Annotated in this window: 16 protein-coding genes, 1 rRNA gene and 1 riboswitch; of the genes, 1 reads left to right on the plus strand and 16 read right to left on the minus strand. The window is 40.0% G+C overall.

What is annotated here, in order from left to right; all coding sequences use genetic code 11:
- Window positions 1-18: 18 nt before the first annotated feature.
- Window positions 19-208: riboswitch (M-box (ykoK) riboswitch) on the minus strand.
- Between the two features lie 356 nt (window positions 209-564).
- The 11 genes from ahpF to EG2_RS08655 form a co-directional block, all read right to left on the minus strand.
- Window positions 565-2,094: an alkyl hydroperoxide reductase subunit F gene (gene ahpF / locus EG2_RS08605; protein ID WP_060814353.1), complete on the minus strand. Its 1,530-nt coding sequence runs from the start codon at window positions 2,092-2,094 to the stop codon at window positions 565-567.
- A 9-nt stretch (window positions 2,095-2,103) separates the two neighbouring features.
- Window positions 2,104-2,667: an alkyl hydroperoxide reductase subunit C gene (gene ahpC, locus EG2_RS08610; RefSeq protein WP_060814354.1), complete on the minus strand. Its 564-nt coding sequence runs from the start codon at window positions 2,665-2,667 to the stop codon at window positions 2,104-2,106.
- Between the two features lie 389 nt (window positions 2,668-3,056).
- Window positions 3,057-4,022: a permease prefix domain 1-containing protein gene (locus tag EG2_RS08615; RefSeq protein WP_060814355.1), complete on the minus strand. Its 966-nt coding sequence runs from the start codon at window positions 4,020-4,022 to the stop codon at window positions 3,057-3,059.
- Window positions 4,019-4,351, minus strand: a complete 333-nt coding sequence (locus EG2_RS08620) for a PadR family transcriptional regulator (protein ID WP_003126735.1) — start codon at window positions 4,349-4,351, stop codon at window positions 4,019-4,021. The genes EG2_RS08615 and EG2_RS08620 overlap by 4 nt, the downstream gene beginning before the upstream one ends.
- Window positions 4,352-4,443: 92 nt before the next feature.
- Window positions 4,444-5,013 (minus strand): hypothetical protein, encoded by a 570-nt coding sequence (locus EG2_RS08625; RefSeq protein ID WP_060814356.1) that lies wholly within the window; start codon window positions 5,011-5,013, stop codon window positions 4,444-4,446.
- Window positions 5,014-5,168: 155 nt separating this feature from the next.
- Window positions 5,169-6,125, minus strand: coding sequence for a siderophore ABC transporter substrate-binding protein (locus EG2_RS08630; protein ID WP_060814357.1), 957 nt, complete (start codon window positions 6,123-6,125; stop codon window positions 5,169-5,171).
- Between the two features lie 19 nt (window positions 6,126-6,144).
- A complete protein-coding gene (locus EG2_RS08635; protein ID WP_060814358.1) occupies window positions 6,145-6,903 on the minus strand; it encodes an iron ABC transporter ATP-binding protein in 759 nt (252 codons plus the stop codon).
- Entirely contained in the window at window positions 6,900-7,850 is a 951-nt protein-coding gene (locus EG2_RS08640; protein ID WP_003126739.1) for an iron chelate uptake ABC transporter family permease subunit, read from the minus strand. Before EG2_RS08640 ends, EG2_RS08635 begins: the two co-directional genes overlap by 4 nt.
- Window positions 7,847-8,794 (minus strand): ABC transporter permease, encoded by a 948-nt coding sequence (locus EG2_RS08645; RefSeq protein ID WP_060814359.1) that lies wholly within the window; start codon window positions 8,792-8,794, stop codon window positions 7,847-7,849. The genes EG2_RS08640 and EG2_RS08645 overlap by 4 nt, the downstream gene beginning before the upstream one ends.
- Window positions 8,795-8,945: 151 nt before the next feature.
- The gene (locus EG2_RS08650) at window positions 8,946-10,310 is read right to left on the minus strand and encodes an FAD-dependent oxidoreductase (RefSeq protein ID WP_060814360.1); all 1,365 of its coding nucleotides are present in this window, start codon (window positions 10,308-10,310) and stop codon (window positions 8,946-8,948) included.
- Window positions 10,307-11,767, minus strand: coding sequence for a helix-turn-helix domain-containing protein (locus EG2_RS08655; protein ID WP_060814361.1), 1,461 nt, complete (start codon window positions 11,765-11,767; stop codon window positions 10,307-10,309). Before EG2_RS08655 ends, EG2_RS08650 begins: the two co-directional genes overlap by 4 nt.
- Before the next feature lie 159 nt (window positions 11,768-11,926).
- Here EG2_RS08655 and EG2_RS08660 point away from each other — a divergent pair, with 159 nt between their 5' ends.
- Window positions 11,927-13,039, plus strand: a complete 1,113-nt coding sequence (locus EG2_RS08660; protein WP_060814362.1) for an SLC13 family permease — start codon at window positions 11,927-11,929, stop codon at window positions 13,037-13,039.
- Window positions 13,040-13,093: 54 nt separating this feature from the next.
- On the opposite strand, the gene EG2_RS08665 is transcribed toward EG2_RS08660, so the two are convergent.
- The 5 genes from EG2_RS08665 to rrf all read right to left on the minus strand — a co-directional run bounded on the left by EG2_RS08665 (window position 13,094) and on the right by rrf (window position 17,164).
- Window positions 13,094-13,795, minus strand: coding sequence for a class I SAM-dependent methyltransferase (locus EG2_RS08665; RefSeq protein WP_060814363.1), 702 nt, complete (start codon window positions 13,793-13,795; stop codon window positions 13,094-13,096).
- Window positions 13,788-14,792, minus strand: coding sequence for a zinc-binding alcohol dehydrogenase family protein (locus EG2_RS08670; protein WP_003126746.1), 1,005 nt, complete (start codon window positions 14,790-14,792; stop codon window positions 13,788-13,790). Before EG2_RS08670 ends, EG2_RS08665 begins: the two co-directional genes overlap by 8 nt.
- Before the next feature lie 67 nt (window positions 14,793-14,859).
- On the minus strand, window positions 14,860-16,005 hold the full coding sequence (locus tag EG2_RS08675; RefSeq protein ID WP_249024263.1) for a hypothetical protein: 1,146 nt from the start codon (window positions 16,003-16,005) through the stop codon (window positions 14,860-14,862).
- Window positions 15,998-16,879 (minus strand): hypothetical protein, encoded by an 882-nt coding sequence (locus EG2_RS08680; protein WP_060814364.1) that lies wholly within the window; start codon window positions 16,877-16,879, stop codon window positions 15,998-16,000. The genes EG2_RS08675 and EG2_RS08680 overlap by 8 nt, the downstream gene beginning before the upstream one ends.
- Before the next feature lie 169 nt (window positions 16,880-17,048).
- Window positions 17,049-17,164 (minus strand): 5S ribosomal RNA (rrf, locus tag EG2_RS08685).
- Between the last annotated feature and the right edge of the window lie 80 nt (window positions 17,165-17,244).

Below are 17,244 nucleotides of genomic sequence, written 5' to 3' on the forward strand. Positions count from 1 at the left end.
CAAGACGTTCGACTTCGCAAGCAATCTCATCGTCCGAGTTTTGGCACTATACAACGTAAAGAAGAAGCAAATTAGTAGTATTTATTTCTTCTTAGCTATTTTATGAAGAGCCTTAATCCGACAATTCCTGTTTTACACATTGGCGTCTTTCGACGTTTCTGCGCAATAGCTTATGTTTGTATAGGAGCCTCACCTAACAAGGTTATCCGTTATTTTTATTCATCCTGAATGTTACCTTTTGTTCCTCATGATGACAACTGAATTCCGCAATTTTGTGTTTTTCTTTAATTATTCTTAAACATCTTTAAGCAATTGACTAATTCCCCTGTTTTCTCACAACTCATTGAATCGCTGCCTTTTTTAGTTAGAGATTTCTCGTTATTTTCAGGACAAAAAAACTGCAACAGCCATTTGCCATCGATCCATCGAGACCCAATCAACTGGCAACTATTTGACTGAAGTTCAGCCATCAGCTGCAATGATCATGGATCAAAAATGAATCAACTTGGTAAACGGCGTTGCAGTCATTCCTTGTACCTATTTAAAGGATCAGTCCGCATTTGATTATTGGCGAATCAAATAATCAAATGCGCCTAACGCTGCTGTTGCTCCTGAACCCATCGAAATAATAATTTGCTTGTAGGCACTGTCTGTACAATCTCCGGCAGCAAAAACTCCAGCAAGATCTGTAGTTCCATGTTTGTCGACAATGATTTCATTGCGTTCATTCAAAGCCACTCGATCTTTCAGCCATTCTGTATTCGGCATCAAGCCAATCAAAATAAAGACGCCTTCCACAGCTAAAGTGGCTTCACGATTTGTCTGCCGATCCACATAAGTCAGCTGCTCCACATGATCGGAACCCGCAATTTCCTTGGTAGCAGCATTGGTGATGACCGTCACATTTTCCAATGTTGCTAGTCGTTTTTGTAAAACAAGGTCTGCTTTTAATTCCGGCAAGAACTCCAATACATAGACATGTTTTGCCATACCTGCCAAATCAATCGCTGCTTCAATACCAGAATTACCGCCACCAATAACTGCCACTTCTTTACCAGCAAACAACGGACCATCGCAGTGAGGGCAATAAGCGACCCCTTTATTTTTAAACTCTTGCTCTCCCGGAACGTTAATGTTCCGCCACCGTGCACCAGTGGCAAGGATCGCTGTCTTTGTTTTCAAAACAGCACCATTCTCTAATTCCACTTCCACGAATTCATTTTTGCGGATATCTTTGGCACGTTGTCCTTTCATGACATCTACATTATACTCATTGACATGTTCTTCCACTTGACGCATTAATTTTAGTCCTTCTGTGTAAGGTGTACCGATCATGTTTTCGATTCCTAATGTTTCCATCACTTGACCACCGAAAGTTTCCACCACCATGCCTGTATTGATCCCTTTACGGGCAGCGTAGACAGCAGCACTTGCACCCGCTGGACCGCCCCCTACGACCAACACGTCAAACAGATCTTTATCTGCAAACGAGTCTTTGCTAGTCGGACCAGCAGCTTGTTCAAGTAATTGTTCGATCGTCTGACGACCGCTAGCGAATTCTTCCCCGTTCAAAAAGACGGTTGGTACGGCCATAATTTTTTTGGCATCTACTTCCGCTTTGAACATACCACCTTCGATCATCGTATGACTGATATTCGGATTCAAGACAGCCATGATATTCAACGCCTGTACGACATCCGGACAATTATGGCACGTCAGACTAACATATGTCTCAAAATGCAAAGGCTGAGAGATTTGTTTGATACGGTCTTGAATCGCTTGTTCGACCTTTGGCGCCCGGCCACTAACTTGCAATAAAGCTAAAATAAATGAAGTAAATTCATGCCCGAGTGGAAGACCTGCAAAAGCAATGCCACTGTCGATACCTGGTTGCATAATTGTAAAGCTGGGTGTCCGATCTGCAGTTGCTTCTTCGATCGTAATACGTTCGGACATTTCTGCGATTTCTTCTAAGAAATCACGAACCTTTTGTGAGGCGTCATCTGTACCAAGACTAGCTGCGAAAACAATTTCAGATTCCAGCATTGCCAGATACTGTTTCAGTTGTTCTTTAATTCCATTATCTAAAGCCATGTCAACCTCCTATATTTTTCCAACTAGATCAAGACTTGGTGTTAAGGTGTCTTCTCCTTCTTTCCATTTAGCTGGGCAAACTTCACCTGGATGTGTCCGCACGTATTGGGCAGCACGAATTTTGTCGATCAATCCACTAGCATCGCGTCCAATTCCATCCGCATTGATTTCAACCGTTTGAACAACGCCATCAGGATCGATAATAAAAGTACCTCGTTGTGAAAGGCCACTTTCTTCATCCAGTACATCAAAAATACGAGAGATCGTGTGAGAAGGGTCAGCAACCATAATGTATTCGATCTTGCTGATTGCATCAGAGTGATCATGCCATGCTTTGTGGGTATAGTGAGTATCTGTCGAAACAGAATAAACTTCAGTTCCTAGTTCTTTCAATGCTGCATATTGATCTTGTAGATCTTCTAATTCCGTTGGACATACAAATGAAAAATCTGCTGGGTAAAAGCAAACCACATTCCATTTTCCTTTGAAATCTTCAGATGAAACGTCGATAAATTTTCCGTTGTGATAAGCTTGTGCTTCAAATGACTCAATTTCTTTTCCAATTAATGACATAGCGATTCCTCCAATTAGAATTATTATTTGAGAATAATCTCTCTTAATTATTAGTCTAAAGCCAGTGGAATTGCAATAGTCTCTTTGCATTTTTTTAAACAAAATGAATTTCTCCTCATAAATGAGCGTTTCACTTTCATTTTAAAATGATTTCTGGGAAAATAAATAGATTCACTTTTCTAACAATTATATCCTCAAGGTTACTCATTCTCATTTACGAGGATATTTTCTCAATAACTTTAAGTCACTTTTCACTTTGTCAAATTCATCAAAGTGAAAAGTTTTTATTTGTCCAAAACGATAAGAAAAACACCTGAAGGACTCCTCTTCTGCTCTAGCAGAACCTCGGATCTTTCAGATGTTTATCAAAAACTATTTCAAGAAATTCCTTAGCGCTTATTTTTCTGATGAGGCAAAAAGAAATCTTGAAAAACCCCACCCAAGATGAAGATCACCCATGAATAGGCCCAGCTTCCTGTTGAAAATGACCAGAGGAAGTAAACTACCACGATCACTGGCCAATAAACCGTATTAAAAAAGCGAACTTTTCCTGCGGATTCTCCATAAATGTGATGCGCTGCCCGTGGTCCGGGTTCATCTTCATTAGAAATAAAGTAAACGCCATCGGCCATTTTGGCAAATCCTGTGCGGATGATACTGACATAGACGATAAAGAATACTCCTAATGCAACTGCCGCAAAAAACAGTCCTAAAGCTAAACCACTGGGAATGTAAAGAATAGCTTCCATCAAGAAAAAGGGTGTCACCGACAGAATACATGCAGAAATCCCTAGCACCAGACCAAATCGAAAACTCTTTTCATAATCTTCCAATTGCTTCCGCGCCTCTTGTTTTACTTCTTGATCAAATGGACGATCGTTTAATTTTCGTTTTGATGCAGAATAGTTCAAGCCGGAGGTAATAATAAAGCCCACGCCCAATGCAACAAACATGAACATGACTAATAGTCCTAAGCCACTATTGATTTCATTGGCAAAAAAGAGAAATATTCCAAGAGAAGCGATACATAACGCAATACCTAAAGAAAGTGAGAAGGCAAAACGGCGAATCTTCCCCCAAAAATCAAAGGCTTCATCGATTGTAATAGCATCTAACCAAGCTTCTTCTGCAGTATCTTCTGACTGCGCTACTTGCAGTTCTTGAAGCAACTCATCAATTGATCCAAATTCACTGATCACAGCCCCGATTGCTTCATGCTCGCTCTTTCCTTGTTCAATCAATTCATGGTAATGGTCTTCCATGATCGCAGCCAAATCCTCTTTGGCTTTCTTTGTTTCTGGCGTGGTGGGTACATTCAAAAACAAACTATCTAAATAATCCCGGATGGTTTTCATTTTGCTCCTCCTTGTAAAAAGCGCTCAACAACAATTTTTGTTTGCTGCCACTCTTGTTTTTTTACTTCTAAAAATTCTCTTCCTGCCTCACTGATTTGATAATAGGTGCGTTTCTTTCCATGAGTCACTTCTCCAGGATACGAGCGGATCAATCCCTGTTTTTCCAAACGTGTGAATGCAGAATACAATGTTGTTTCCTTAATGATATAGAGCGAATCTGTTTTTTCACGTATCTGTTTTGAAATGTCGTATCCATAGGAATCATCTTTGGAAAGAATCGATAAGATGATTGCATCATTGTATCCCCGAATTCCATCGCTGGATATCACTCGATCCCCTCCTTAAAATTACTTTACCTGTCGTAATAATTATAAATCAATTACTACGACAGGTAAAGTAAATCTGTGATTCTTTTTTTAAATCAGTCTTGAGACCGAGAAACACCCGCTAACGGTTGAACATCAATTACCGGTAAAAACACTTCATCAAATTTTATGAAACTCCCACCTTCTGTTAAAATTTTGATCTGCTGTCCTTCTCGAAGCTGCCAACTGTCGCTGCTTTCGAAATAATACAGACCAAAATCTGATGAATAACGTGATTCCGCGTTTTTCTTCGTCTGAAAACATGCATACCCATCCTCATAGACTTTCATGACCGTCCCTTCGACCCATTCCTTTTGAGGCGGGAAGAAAATCATCTTTACGCAGATTATCCAAAGCGCAAGTAAACCCGCACCGACCAAATAGTTTTTGTGCCCCGGTTTGGAGGGCCAATAATAGGAAATGAAAACCAGCAACAAAATAGCTAATCCGCTGCCCATTAAGACTGTCCCCCACTTTGGCGCGAGCCCCACCTCTGTTTGTAATGTAATGTTTTCTGCCAAAGTCAATAGCTCAAAGTCTGCGATCGGGATCAGGTTTACCCGAAGAAATAATCCCCCTATTAACAGTACTAAACCTACGGCAGCCGCCAGCAAATATTTGTGCATTTCGGAATCCGCTCCTTCCCTTTGAACCTAGCATACCTGAAAAAAACTAAATTTGGTTTAAATTGAATAAATTGTTTTCAATACAAAAACAGTTGCGAACATCCAACATTCGCAACTGTTTCTCATTTAAGCCATCCTTATCCGATAACAAGCCTTTAATCTTTTGCAGCAGCCGGTTCAACATCAGACAACATAATGTCCAATGATTCGATCCCAGATCCTGCTAAATACCAAACTTGCGGATTTAATTCGATCACTTTCCCGTTTTTTCCAGCAGTTGTTTGCTGAACCAATTCATTTTCAGTCAACGTACTCTGGCTTGTATCCCCACCGATTGCTTTTGTACGATCAATAACAAAAATAATATCGGGATTTTTTTCCAGTAAATATTCATAAGAAATATTCTGCCCATGAGTCGATGCTTCTAATGTATCATCGACTGGCGTAAACCCAAATGTGTCATAAACAATGCTGTATCTTGATCCCAAACCAAAGGCAGAAAGACTACCTTCATTCATCATGACAACTAATGCTTTTTCCTTGCTAGCTTCTGCAGTTTCAGAAAGATTCGCGATTCTTGTTTGCAGAGCAGTCAACTGTTTCTTGGCTTCCTCTTCTTTTCCGAAGATTTGGGCAATAGTTTGAATGTTGTTATCGATCGATGACCAAGTGTTTTTGTTGTCTACACTTAGAAAAATCGTTGGTGCAATTGCTTCCAGATCTTTTTGAAAGTCTCTTTGGCGGCCAGAGATAATGATCAAATCAGGTTGGATCTGATTGATTTTTTCTAAGTCAGGTTCTTTGATACCACCTGCAGAATCAACCGCAGCATAACTCTTTAAATAGTCAGGCATATTGCTCGTAGCAGCTCCTACAACACGATCTCCTACGCCTAAAGCATCCATTGTATCAAGTGCACTGTTATCGAAAACAACGACTTTTTTTGGTGAAAATGGCACAGTCACTTTGCCATTACTATCTGTCACTTCGATTTCGGCAGGCGCCGCTGCAGCCGTTGAGGCACTTGTTGACTCTCCTTTTTCTTGCGAGCCGCATCCTGCTAACCCCGTGATCATTACCAATACAGCCAAACTAAATACTATTTTTTTCATATACTCCTCCTATGGTCTCTTAATTAAAATAATAACAAAAGCGCTGTCCATCCACTTCGACTATCTTAACTTCTAAGTCATAAAGTTCTTTTAAAACAGGCTCTTGGATCACTTCTGCAACTGTGCCTGTTTTGAACAGACTTCCTTCTTTCATCGCTACGATATGGTCTGCATATCTGGCAGCAAAGTTGATGTCATCCAATACGATCAATACGGTTTTCCCATGATCTTTGACTAATTTCTCCAATAAGTGCATCAACTGATTGGCATGTTTCAAATCCAAATTATTCAGCGGTTCATCCAAAAGGATATACTCGGTATCTTGGGCAAGAATCATCGCCAAATAGACCCGTTGAAGCTGCCCACCAGATAATGCATGGATCGAGCATTGCCGAAATGATTCTAAAGATAAAAGTGTTAATGATTCTGAAATGATTTGTTCATCTTCTGGCGTTGATCGTCCCCGATTATAGGGAAACCGACCAAAAGACACCAGTTCTTCTACGGTCATATCAACCGTAAAACCGTTACTCTGTTGCAAAAAAGCGAGATTCTTAGCTAATTCTTTCGAACGCCATTGTCGAATCTCCTTTTCTTTGAAATAAACTTCTCCAGTAGTCTGCTCCAACATGCGGCTGATAATCGAAAGCAATGTACTTTTTCCGGCACCATTTGGACCAATAAAGGCAATCAATTGATTTTCCGGCAACTGCAAGGACAAATCAGTCAACACGCGCTTGTCTTGATAACTCTTTTCGATTCCTTTTGTTTCAATCATTGTCCTTTCCTTTCTTTGACTAGTTTTCCTAAAAAGAAGATTCCGCCTAAAAATTGAATCACTGTATTGATCGTTGTGTTCCATTGAAAGACTTGCTCAACAAAAAATTGGCCGCCGACTAGTAATAAAAACCCTAAAAGTGCTGATCCAACAAACAATGTGCCATGTTTATATGTTGGAAATAACTGATAGGCAATCGTTGCCACGACAAATCCTAAAAAGACGGATGGTCCTACTAAAGCAGTAGCAGTCCCCGATAATAAAGACAGCAAGAAAAGACAACTCTTCTGGATCATTGAAACCGATAGGCCTAAACTTTTTGCATTTCGAACACCCAAGACCATAACATTCAATTCTGGAATCAATAGCGATAATCCAATCAGCCCAATTAAAATAATTCCAGCAGCCAGTAATAAATGCTGACTATTGACATTGCTAAAACTTGCAAATAGACGCCCTTGCAACAAATCATATTCATTGGGATCCATGATGACTTGAAGAAATGAACTGATACTAGTGAACATAGTACCGCTGATCATTCCCGCCATCAGTAATAGAAACAATTGATTATTGGCTTTTTTATAAAAGGTCTGAATGATGACACTGCTTAATGTCCCGGTAGCTAAAATCGAAAACAAAAAAACGAAAGGTGTTTCCTGACTCAACATGCGGATTCCTCCTAAGAAGAAAAATAGTATCGTCTGGATCAGCACATATAATTGATCCAATCCTAAGATACCGGGAGTCAGATACCGATTTTGTGTCAGTGTTTGTAAAGTGATCGTGCTAAACGAGACAGCTATTGCTACTAAGCCAAAGGCTACTATTCGCTTTCCCCGTAATTGCAGTGCGAAGGACCAATTGCCATATGTATTGTAGGTAAGGTATGCGCCAACAGCTATCCCGATGAGTATGAACAAGAACATATAACGCCGGATAATTCTCATACCATTTTTCTCCTCATCAATAAGACTAGAAAGCTAATACCGCCAATCGTTCCTGCTACAACGCTGACCGGCAATTCATATGGGGCTATTAAAATCCTTGCTAGCAAATCACACAAGAGCAAAAAGGCACTGCCGGAAAAACTGATCAGAAAAAGGTTGTTTCGAACATGGTCTCCTGCAAATAAAGCAACAATATTAGGGATGATCACACCAAGGAATGGAACACTGCCTACTAAAAGCAAGACCACACTACTGGCAAAAGCAACCAGTGCAAATACGAGCAAGCGTAAAACGTGGTAGTTGATGCCAAGATTTTTTGCAGCTGTCTCTCCTAACCCGGCAATCGTTATTTCATAAGCAAGGAAATACAAAAGAGCAAAAACTGGTAGTGTCAGATAAATCAATTCATAATTGCCCTCGATCACGGTAGCAAAGTTCCCCTGTAACCAGGAAGAAACATTTTGCACAAGTTGAAAGCGGTACGCAAGAAAGGAACTGACTGCGCCAATCACATTCCCGAACATCACACCCGTTAAAGGCAAAACCATCGGATCTTTCTTAGGGATCAAGCGACTTAGCCATAAAAATAGCAAAACCCCCGCATAAGAAAATAAGAAAGCAGCGGTTGTTCGCAGGAGTCCAGATGCATTGGGCAGCCATAACATGACGATCAAGATCCCTAGGCGGGCACTGTCAGTCAAACCGATCACGTCTGCAGCAACAAATTTATTTTGCATCAGATGCTGAATGATTTTTCCACATAAGCTCATGACAGCCCCTGCAAGCAAGAGACTAATCGTACGAGGAACGCGTACTTTCAGCAATATCATCCAATGACTCTCTTCTCCTGCCATTAAACCAGCTAGAGACATGTCATGTGCGCCCACAAATAAAGACCCAGTGATCAACAAGAGAAGCAAAATGGCCAGACTCATTTTTCTCATATACTAACCCTTTCTAATGAGAACGATTCTCATTCTCTCTAGTTAGTTTAAGCGATTCCGCTTTTAATGACAAGGCTTTTTGCAAAAAAAAAGATAAACCTACTCTTAACGTAGGTTTATCGAATAAAAAAACTTTTAATATATAACACATTTAATTCACATGAGATTTCAAGAGACCTTCGATGGCCAATTGATTCAAAAAGTGCAGCGGAAAAGATATCGTTGGATTGAAAAAGTAATCCATCGTAGCCAATTGATCAAGAGTCATGTAAGATGTGATCAACGTAGAGACCGTATTGATGATCTCCAAACTGCCGCGATCGCTTGTAATGATCTGCCCTCCCATGATTACTCGTGTTTCCTTGTCAAATACCAGTTTCAATGTCACTTCAAAATTATTTTCTACTTCGAAAAACGTACGTGCATGGAACGTACGTGTGACAGAATCGACGTCAAAGCCATAATAAGGTGCTTCCGTTTCATTGATTCCAGAGCTGCTCACAAAATATCCAAAGAGCTTGCTGACCACTGTGCGCTGCATTTTGGGAAAAGGGATTTTTTTTGCAGACAAAATATTTGTTGCCGCGACGATACCGGTTCTATACGCATTGGTCACCAGCGGTACATAGAGGGAACTGTCTGAATGATTGAATGGGATCGAGACTAAGTCGCCGACAGCATAAATGCTTGGATCGGAAGTTTGCAAGAATTCATTGGTGTCGATCGTCCCATCTGGGTTCAACTTCAGAAAGTCAGCGACCAAGTCAACATTCGGTCTTGGATTGACAGCATAGACAACGATATCCGCTGGCAAAAAAGTGCCATTGGCAAGTTCAATTCCCGCCAGCTCTCCGTTCGCAGTTTGTTTTGCTGCGACCACGCTGCTGTTCAGATAGATTTGTAAATTTTCTGGAAAACGTTCGATCAAAATCTGAGAAATCTCTTGGTCGAAGTAGCGGAAAAGCAAAGTATCCATCCGATCAATCAAGAAGACCTCTTTATCCTGTCCACTTAGTGATTCCGCTAATTCAAAACCTATCAGACCGGCACCCACAATGGCCACTTTCTTGGCTTCCTGTACTTTGCTTAGAGCTGCTCGAGACTGGGCAATCGTTTTGTACGTGGTAATGTGCTCTTTGACTTCTTCCGTAAAAGCATTCCGAAAATTACTGGACCCCATAGCTAAAATCAAATAATCATATGAGATCGTGTCTTTTTCAACACAACTAGCCGTTGATGTTTCAAAAGAAACGTTTTTTTCTGCCGCTGCAATCTTTACGACGCGGCTATTGAGCATCACATTGATCCCTTCTGACAGTAATTCACTGGCAGTAGCAGTGTGGGAATCTTCTAGACGCTCAATATATCCCTCTAATACTAAGTTCAAACTGCTAGCGATATAGCCCAATACATTGGATTTTTCAATGATGATCACTTCAATTTTATCATCCATCTGTTTTAAATGGCGGGCTGCTGCTATACCAGCATGAGAGCCTCCAATAATGACAATCCTCATAACTTCTCCAACTCACTTTCAAGATTTTCCCTTCGAATTTCATCAATCACTTGATGCAGCCGTTGCTCTTCAAAACGATCGATCACACCTGTCAAGACCAGGAGCTTTTTGAAGTGATAGTTTTCGGCAATCTGCGGTTGATCCACAATCAGTAGATCATAATCGGTTGCTTGTGCAGTTTCCACCTGCATGTAAGGATACCCAGAAAGCTGTTTGGCCAAAAACCGCCGCAAAACATCCGTACGTAATTGATTTTGAGACAGCAGAACACCGATTTTCAGCTCTTTTTGTTGTTTCTCTTGCAACCATTCAATAACAAACGACAAATCATGGATGAGCTTTCTCTGTTTCTCCTCAGAAAAAGGCCCAGTGGCTTGTGCCAATGTTTCAACTACTTGATTCGCTACTTCCGTGATGGTTCCCCGCAAAAAATGCGGAGGAAAATCGGCAAATGAAGTCAATGCGCCCTTCAAGTAGCGTGCTCTAAGAATGATGATTGCTAAAAAACGACTGATTTCTGGATAATGAACTTGTATATCAAGAGATTCATCCGCAAAAGTTTTCATCAATACTTGACTCTCAGCGGCTAAATCAAGCATAAATTCCGAATCAGTGTCCTGCTGGTGATCCATGACTACTAATCCTTCCATCATCAAAAACAAATAGAGGTAAACAGCTTCGTAGTCACTCCACGAAATGGCAAAACGGCTGAGATAACGTCCTAAAATATTTCGTAGCACTTGAAAAGTAGGATCATTTTCTACTTGTTTTAAGAGGCCTTTCGATGACTCATGTTGCTGGGAACTCCTAAAATCGAAACGGGCTTCCATCAAACCAAACCATAAGACCAATTTCCAATTATTCCGTGGATCAATTGATAAGCCAAGTTGCTGTTCAATCACCCGAATCAAGTTTCGAATAGCTGGACTCTTAAAGGTTTCATTGATTTTTGCTAACGGATAACTCTGCGAAAAAAACGAATAAAAGAAAAAGCGGATTTGGCGCTCATCGCCGATCAGTTTCTTATTTTTCAATTGAAGACTAAATTCCTCCAACAAGTGATTGATCGATTTGAAATGACGAAAAAGCGAGGCCTCGCTAAGCATCAAATCCAACATGAGTTTCGTTGTCGATCCTTCGCGATGGAAAAAGAGATATTCAATAATTTGAAAATCCACCGCTTCTGATAAATACGCATAAAAAAAATGCTGAATAGAAAAATCAAGCGGTAATGTTAAATACAAACGATCATTCTCTTTTGTTTCTAACAATGCCTCTGCATGGAAAACAGAAAGATTGTCACTCAAATGCTGAATCTCCTTTTGGAGCGTCGGTGAAGAAATGGATAACTTATTTGCAAGAGTTTTATAGGAAATTTCTGAACCATGCTGAAAGAAGATGGTCAGTATCTGAAAATGGACTTGCTGATTTTTTTCTAATAGTTGCATCAAATTCATCGATTCTGCTCCTTTTTCAGTCTAGTTCTAATTTCCCAATAAACGCTTCGTTTGTCAACCATATTGAGCGATAGGATTTCACAGTATATGTCAAAACCAAGAATATTTCTTTGCTTCTCTAAAAGAGTCCATGGTAAAATTTGAAAGAAAGGAGCACGCATGTTAAAAAAAATATTCTTCTTTTTCCAAAGCGATTTATTATTTACGATTTCTTTCTTTTTGGCGCTTGTTGCGAGTTCATTTGGACGTTTTGATGTCCACTTTATTGATTTTCAAGTGATTTTGACCTTGTTTGGTCTCATGCTGACTATTAATGGGCTTGAAAAAGCCGGTTTGTTGAATTTCATTGGTCAACGTTTGCTCTCTAAGAGTCATTCTCTCCGAGCACTGATTCGAACGATTGTTTTATTAAGTTTTTTCAGCTCGATGGTACTAACGAACGATGTGGCGATCCTGACTTTACTACCTATGTATCTTCTGATCACCAAAGGCATTCAGGAACAAAAAAGCGTTCTTCTCGGCGCAGTTTACCTGATTGTAGCCGCTAATTTAGGCAGCAGTTTATTTCCCTTTGGGAATCCGCAAAATCTCTTCTTGTTTTCTTTTTATAATTTACCTTTGACTACTTTTTTGCAAACGACAGGTATGATGGTTGTCCTATCATTAACTCTGTTAGTAGGATCCATTCAATTATTGCCAGCATCCCCTCTCATCATCAAAAAAACCACGCATTTTTTTGAGAAAAAATACACGGTACTTTATCTTGGTTTAATGGCACTGATGATTTTGGGAATCTTTCATGTCGTTCCTTTCGTCCTCTCGGCATCGATCGTAGCATTCGTGGTCTATTTTTTTCAAAAAGAGCTCTTTCGTTCAGTGGATTACCGTCTCTTAGTCACATTCGCTTGTTTCTTTGTGATTATCGGAAATATCAACGAACAAGACAAGTTGATTGAAATGATCCAACCCTTCTTCCAAAAAGAACAACAAGCCTTTTTAGGCAGCATCACCCTTTCTCAGGTGATTTCCAATGTCCCAGCAGCGATTCTGATTGCTCCTTTTACAACCTACAAGAAAGCTGTTTTGTTGGGGGTAAATGTGGGTGGCTTGGGCACATTGATTGCTTCGCTAGCGAATTTGATTGGTTACAAATTGATCAAGCAAGCTCTCCCTCAAGAACAAAAAAGATTCCAACACAAGTTCTATATGGTGAATATTCTTTACTTATTCATAATCGGTTCAATCGGCTATCTCTATTTAGGGATAGGCTAATAGGCACTAGTAGGCAAGCAGCTGTCCCTGAATATACAGGACAACTGCTTGCCTTCAAACGATTAGGAGCTCATAATCGATCTCCGTCTTACTAATTGCTTTTTTCTTTTCTCCAAAAAGGGAACGGCTTAGCTGCAGCAATTCTGACTGTGGAATATCCTGTTGAAAATAGCGGTAAAAAAATTCCCGATCAATGATTTCTTCATAAGCATAAGAAAAAAGATGAGTAGAAAAACTGATTTGTTCTTCCAGAAGCCATTTCTTATAGACAGAAAGTAGCTTTTCATCTTTGTGATCGTTCTGTTCCAGTGGTTGAAAGATATTTTCTTTGGTCCGAACGATCCGCAAAATCAATAAGCGACGACTTTTTTCTACCAGAGAAATCAGCTGACCTTTCTCGGTCAACGCTGGATTCATTGCAGTAAATATCAAGGGATAGGTGGTCTTATCAGCAAGAAACTCTGCTTGTGTTTGCAGTCGAAAGTCTACTTTTTGTTGAGGATCTTTTACATAACGTCTAGCTGCTTTCAACATTTCCACTGAAAAATCAATGGCCAAATAACGCTTTGTATCAGGTAAAATCGCTGGAATATAGCGGCCACTTCCCGCAGCTAAATCAACAAAAGAGCTTATTGGCAAAATTCCGTTTGTCTTTAAAAATGTTGCTAGATCCTCAGCAATCGTTAATTGTGATTCTTGCTGGATCTCTGCATATTCTGCCGCAAAATCATCCCAAAATTCTTGTTCCTCACTCATGGAATCCTCCGGAGATGACTACCTTCCCTGGACTGCCTTTTTCTACTAATGCGGTTGCTTCAATCAAATTTTCGATCGTCAGGCCTGTTTCAAAACAGGTGGTGATCGTAGAATGGATTTTTTGTTCATTGACTAGATCAACAATTTTTTTTAAGATCGCTCCTTGACTAGCCAAATCCACTTGATAATCGGTTTTTGCAAACATATATTCCCAGTAAAAGTCCACTCCGATATTTTTAAATGGGTTAAGATCTAATGGACCGCGCGTATTAACGATCATTCCGATTTTACCAAATGGGCGGATCAATTGAGCAAATTGATCGATGTAATCGGAAATGTCATAAAAGACAGCAATATAGTCAAAGGTGGTTTCAACCTGATCTTGTAGCGGGTAATGGTAATCGAGTGGGTGCGCTACCCCATTTTTATCTAGCCATTCATGATTTGTGGGGCTGGCAGTGCCATATACTTCAAGCCCGGACCAATGTGCCAGCTGGGCGGCAATCGATCCCACTCCACCACTTGCATTGATGATCAATAGTTTTCCTTGATTGGCTTTTTCTTTAGGAATCAACCCAAATTTCTCAAATAGAAGTTCCCAGGCAGTGATACTTGTTAAAGGCAATGCTGCCCATTCCGCTAAATTTTCTAAAGAGACTTTCGCTACTAAGCGTGCATCCACCGCTTGATATTTCTGGTTCGCCCCGTCTCGCTGTGTTGTTCCACTGTACATCACCGGGTCGCCCACTTGAAATTCTGTGACCTGATCGCCAACTTTTTCAATGATTCCGCAAGCATCATATCCTTGGATCACGAAATGACCAGATTTGGTCGTCGTTTGGCGACGCTTCGCATCAATGGGATTGACCGATACGGCTTCAACTTTTATCAATAGATCATTTGCTCCTATTGAAGGCATGTCCAAATCTTTCGTTTGAAAAACATTGCTGTTATCTAAAGGCATTCCCTCATAAAATCCGATCGCACGATTCAACATTACATCATTCTCCTCTCCTAAAAAAAGCTAAAATAACCTTAATGATTATTTTAGCTCTTATGCTTGTTTAATGCGAATAACTAGGTACTACTAATGGAACTAAAAATTCGTAAGAAGTGAAGAAATCTAACAAGGAACGTTTTCTTCGATCTGAATCAATAAACAAATGGGTCCGATCATCAGCCATCCGAATCGTCAAGCGTTGTTTTTTATCTAAGAAGATCTCATAGTCTTCATACTCTGCTTTGACAAAATCATAGTCTTGATTTTCCATCGTAGTAATAAAGATTTGGTCCAAAATGTCTGTTGTGATCGGAAACTCAGTCTCTAAATCCACTGCAAGTTCTTGCGTATTATCAATGAGACTTGGTGAAACCATAAATGAAGATGCGCGAAAATGAGTTAAGAGTAAATTGATATCGTAATTAAACAGTGACAATTGATTGACCGTAAATATTTTATCTGTATACCATTGCCGCAATAGATATAAGATTTGATGGTCGTTGACCCGCACTTCTCGTGTGTCAGAATAAATCGTGAGTAGCGGCAAGTACTGTGATTCATATTGAGAATTGATCGGATTCAATTTAAAATATAAATCCATTGCTTTTTCTTCATTCAATTGAAACTTTACCAAGAAGTGCTTTGTTTTCCAAACATCGTAGTTGTCGGTTGGCATCAATCCAATCGATCGCAAGGGTTTCAAGAATTCATAAGCATAGTATTCCACTAACGTCTTTTTAGCGATAATTGAAATATTCTGGTTGCCAATGATCAATGTTTGGTAGTGATGACACAATTCATTAAAATCAGCTTCCATAATGGCTTTGCGTAAGCGCAAATCTGCTAATTCATTTTCTGCTTGTTCAATCAAGCTTTCAATTCTTTGATGATCGCTTTCTTTCGTTTCATAGTATTCATCATAAGGTTCTCCAGGTTCTTCAGGTATTTCAAGCTCTGCAGACTCTGTAGAGTCAATGATTAGCCTTTCGCTATGGCCTTCTTCAGCAGATTGTTGGTACAAGTCTTCCTGATCAATTGCCGTTGCTTCAAGCTCATCCGATTCTATTTCAACTGTTTTTAGTTCATCAGCGGCGGTTGCCAACTCATTTGTTTCCATTATTTCCAGTTCGCTCTTTGACGTAGCTGTTTCGCGAATCCCATCTTCTGTTTGTTCTTTCATTAGGGGCGTTTTTTCTTCCTCATTATTCATCTGCGATCGACTCCTCTCCTAGATAGCTCATTAAGAAAGCTTGCAATCGTTCGTTCATCTCTTGCAGCGAACCAAAATAGTGATCGATTTGACGAAATTCTTTTTCGACGATTGCCTTTTTTAAGCGCAAGGCGTGATATTGCTGCATTAATCGTTCTTTTTCAAGAAGCACGTCTTGTTCGTTTTGGGAATAGCGAGACCATTCTTTTTGTTTCGCTTCTACTTTTTTTCGTTCTTGGACTAATGATTCTAATTCCTCATCGATTTTTCCGCGATTAAAAAATCCTTTTGATTCTGACAACTCGTTTTCACTACGCTTAATGCGATCGATCTCCTCTTGCAGTTTTTGAATCTCGGATTGAGCCGCAATGGCTTTGGCGTCTAAATTATCCATCTGTTGTTCAATGGCTGTCAGCATATCACGATTGCCGCGTTGAAATTTACGCCACTCATCATCAATAGCAGGAATCACAAAGATTTCTGGAACACTGGCATCAATGCCAATTGTCGGACGTTCATGGTAGTATTCACCTATTTTATAATAATGAACCGTAGGTGAAATTCGGTCGGCATGTATCATGAATGGAAAAGTAGCGACAAAACTGTCATGGATTTTCCGCGCCAGCAACTCATCGATTTCATGATTTTGATTGGATGTTTCTTTCAATTCTTTATGCAGGCGGCCATTGTAGATTCGATAAATCTCCGGAATGTCTTCCTTTTCAATCGCTGTTTCGAACGCTTGCAGGTCTTGAAGCATCTGACCAATATTTTTTGAAGCGACTTCTTTGATTTCTGTAAATGGAACTGCCGACGACGTTTCGTTACGTTCATTGTCTACTGGATCCTGTTCTTTTTTAAGCTCCTCAGTCATACTATCCCTCCTAAAAACTCTTCATAAACAGTGTATCATTTTTTCGCAAAAAAAGTTATTTTAAGTCACCTAAATTTTTTGCACCATGTTTTTGGCAGACTCATCGCTGATCCCGTTACTTTTAAACAAAAAAAAACCTTATATCAAATATTTGATATAAGGTTAACTTGCGTGGCGACGTCCTACTCTCACAAAGGGAAACCCTTCACTACAATCGGCGCTAAGAAGCTTAACTTCTGTGTTCGGCATGGTTACAGGTGTATCCTTCTCGCTATCGCCACCACACTATTCAATTGAGTAAGTATTGCTCACTCAAAACTGGATCGAAGAATCAAAACTCTTCCGAGTTTCCTTGCTTTTTTCAC

This window comes from Enterococcus gallinarum NBRC 100675, assembly GCF_001544275.1.
GTDB lineage: Bacteria > Bacillota > Bacilli > Lactobacillales > Enterococcaceae > Enterococcus_D > Enterococcus_D gallinarum.

Coding starts and splice junctions, on each gene's coding strand:
- EG2_RS08630 (WP_060814357.1), bottom strand. CDS start 6,125: ATGAAAAAAATAGTATTTAGTTTGGCTGTATTGGTAATGATCACGGGG.
- EG2_RS08645 (WP_060814359.1), bottom strand. CDS start 8,794: ATGAGAAAAATGAGTCTGGCCATTTTGCTTCTCTTGTTGATCACTGGG.
- ahpF (WP_060814353.1), bottom strand. CDS start 2,094: ATGGCTTTAGATAATGGAATTAAAGAACAACTGAAACAGTATCTGGCA.
- EG2_RS08650 (WP_060814360.1), bottom strand. CDS start 10,310: ATGAGGATTGTCATTATTGGAGGCTCTCATGCTGGTATAGCAGCAGCC.
- EG2_RS08675 (WP_249024263.1), bottom strand. CDS start 16,005: ATGAATAATGAGGAAGAAAAAACGCCCCTAATGAAAGAACAAACAGAA.
- EG2_RS08660 (WP_060814362.1), top strand. CDS start 11,927: ATGTTAAAAAAAATATTCTTCTTTTTCCAAAGCGATTTATTATTTACG.
- EG2_RS08635 (WP_060814358.1), bottom strand. CDS start 6,903: ATGATTGAAACAAAAGGAATCGAAAAGAGTTATCAAGACAAGCGCGTG.
- ahpC (WP_060814354.1), bottom strand. CDS start 2,667: ATGTCATTAATTGGAAAAGAAATTGAGTCATTTGAAGCACAAGCTTAT.
- EG2_RS08625 (WP_060814356.1), bottom strand. CDS start 5,013: ATGCACAAATATTTGCTGGCGGCTGCCGTAGGTTTAGTACTGTTAATA.
- EG2_RS08640 (WP_003126739.1), bottom strand. CDS start 7,850: ATGAGAATTATCCGGCGTTATATGTTCTTGTTCATACTCATCGGGATA.
- EG2_RS08615 (WP_060814355.1), bottom strand. CDS start 4,022: ATGAAAACCATCCGGGATTATTTAGATAGTTTGTTTTTGAATGTACCC.
- EG2_RS08665 (WP_060814363.1), bottom strand. CDS start 13,795: ATGAGTGAGGAACAAGAATTTTGGGATGATTTTGCGGCAGAATATGCA.
- EG2_RS08655 (WP_060814361.1), bottom strand. CDS start 11,767: ATGAATTTGATGCAACTATTAGAAAAAAATCAGCAAGTCCATTTTCAG.
- EG2_RS08680 (WP_060814364.1), bottom strand. CDS start 16,879: ATGACTGAGGAGCTTAAAAAAGAACAGGATCCAGTAGACAATGAACGT.
- EG2_RS08670 (WP_003126746.1), bottom strand. CDS start 14,792: ATGTTGAATCGTGCGATCGGATTTTATGAGGGAATGCCTTTAGATAAC.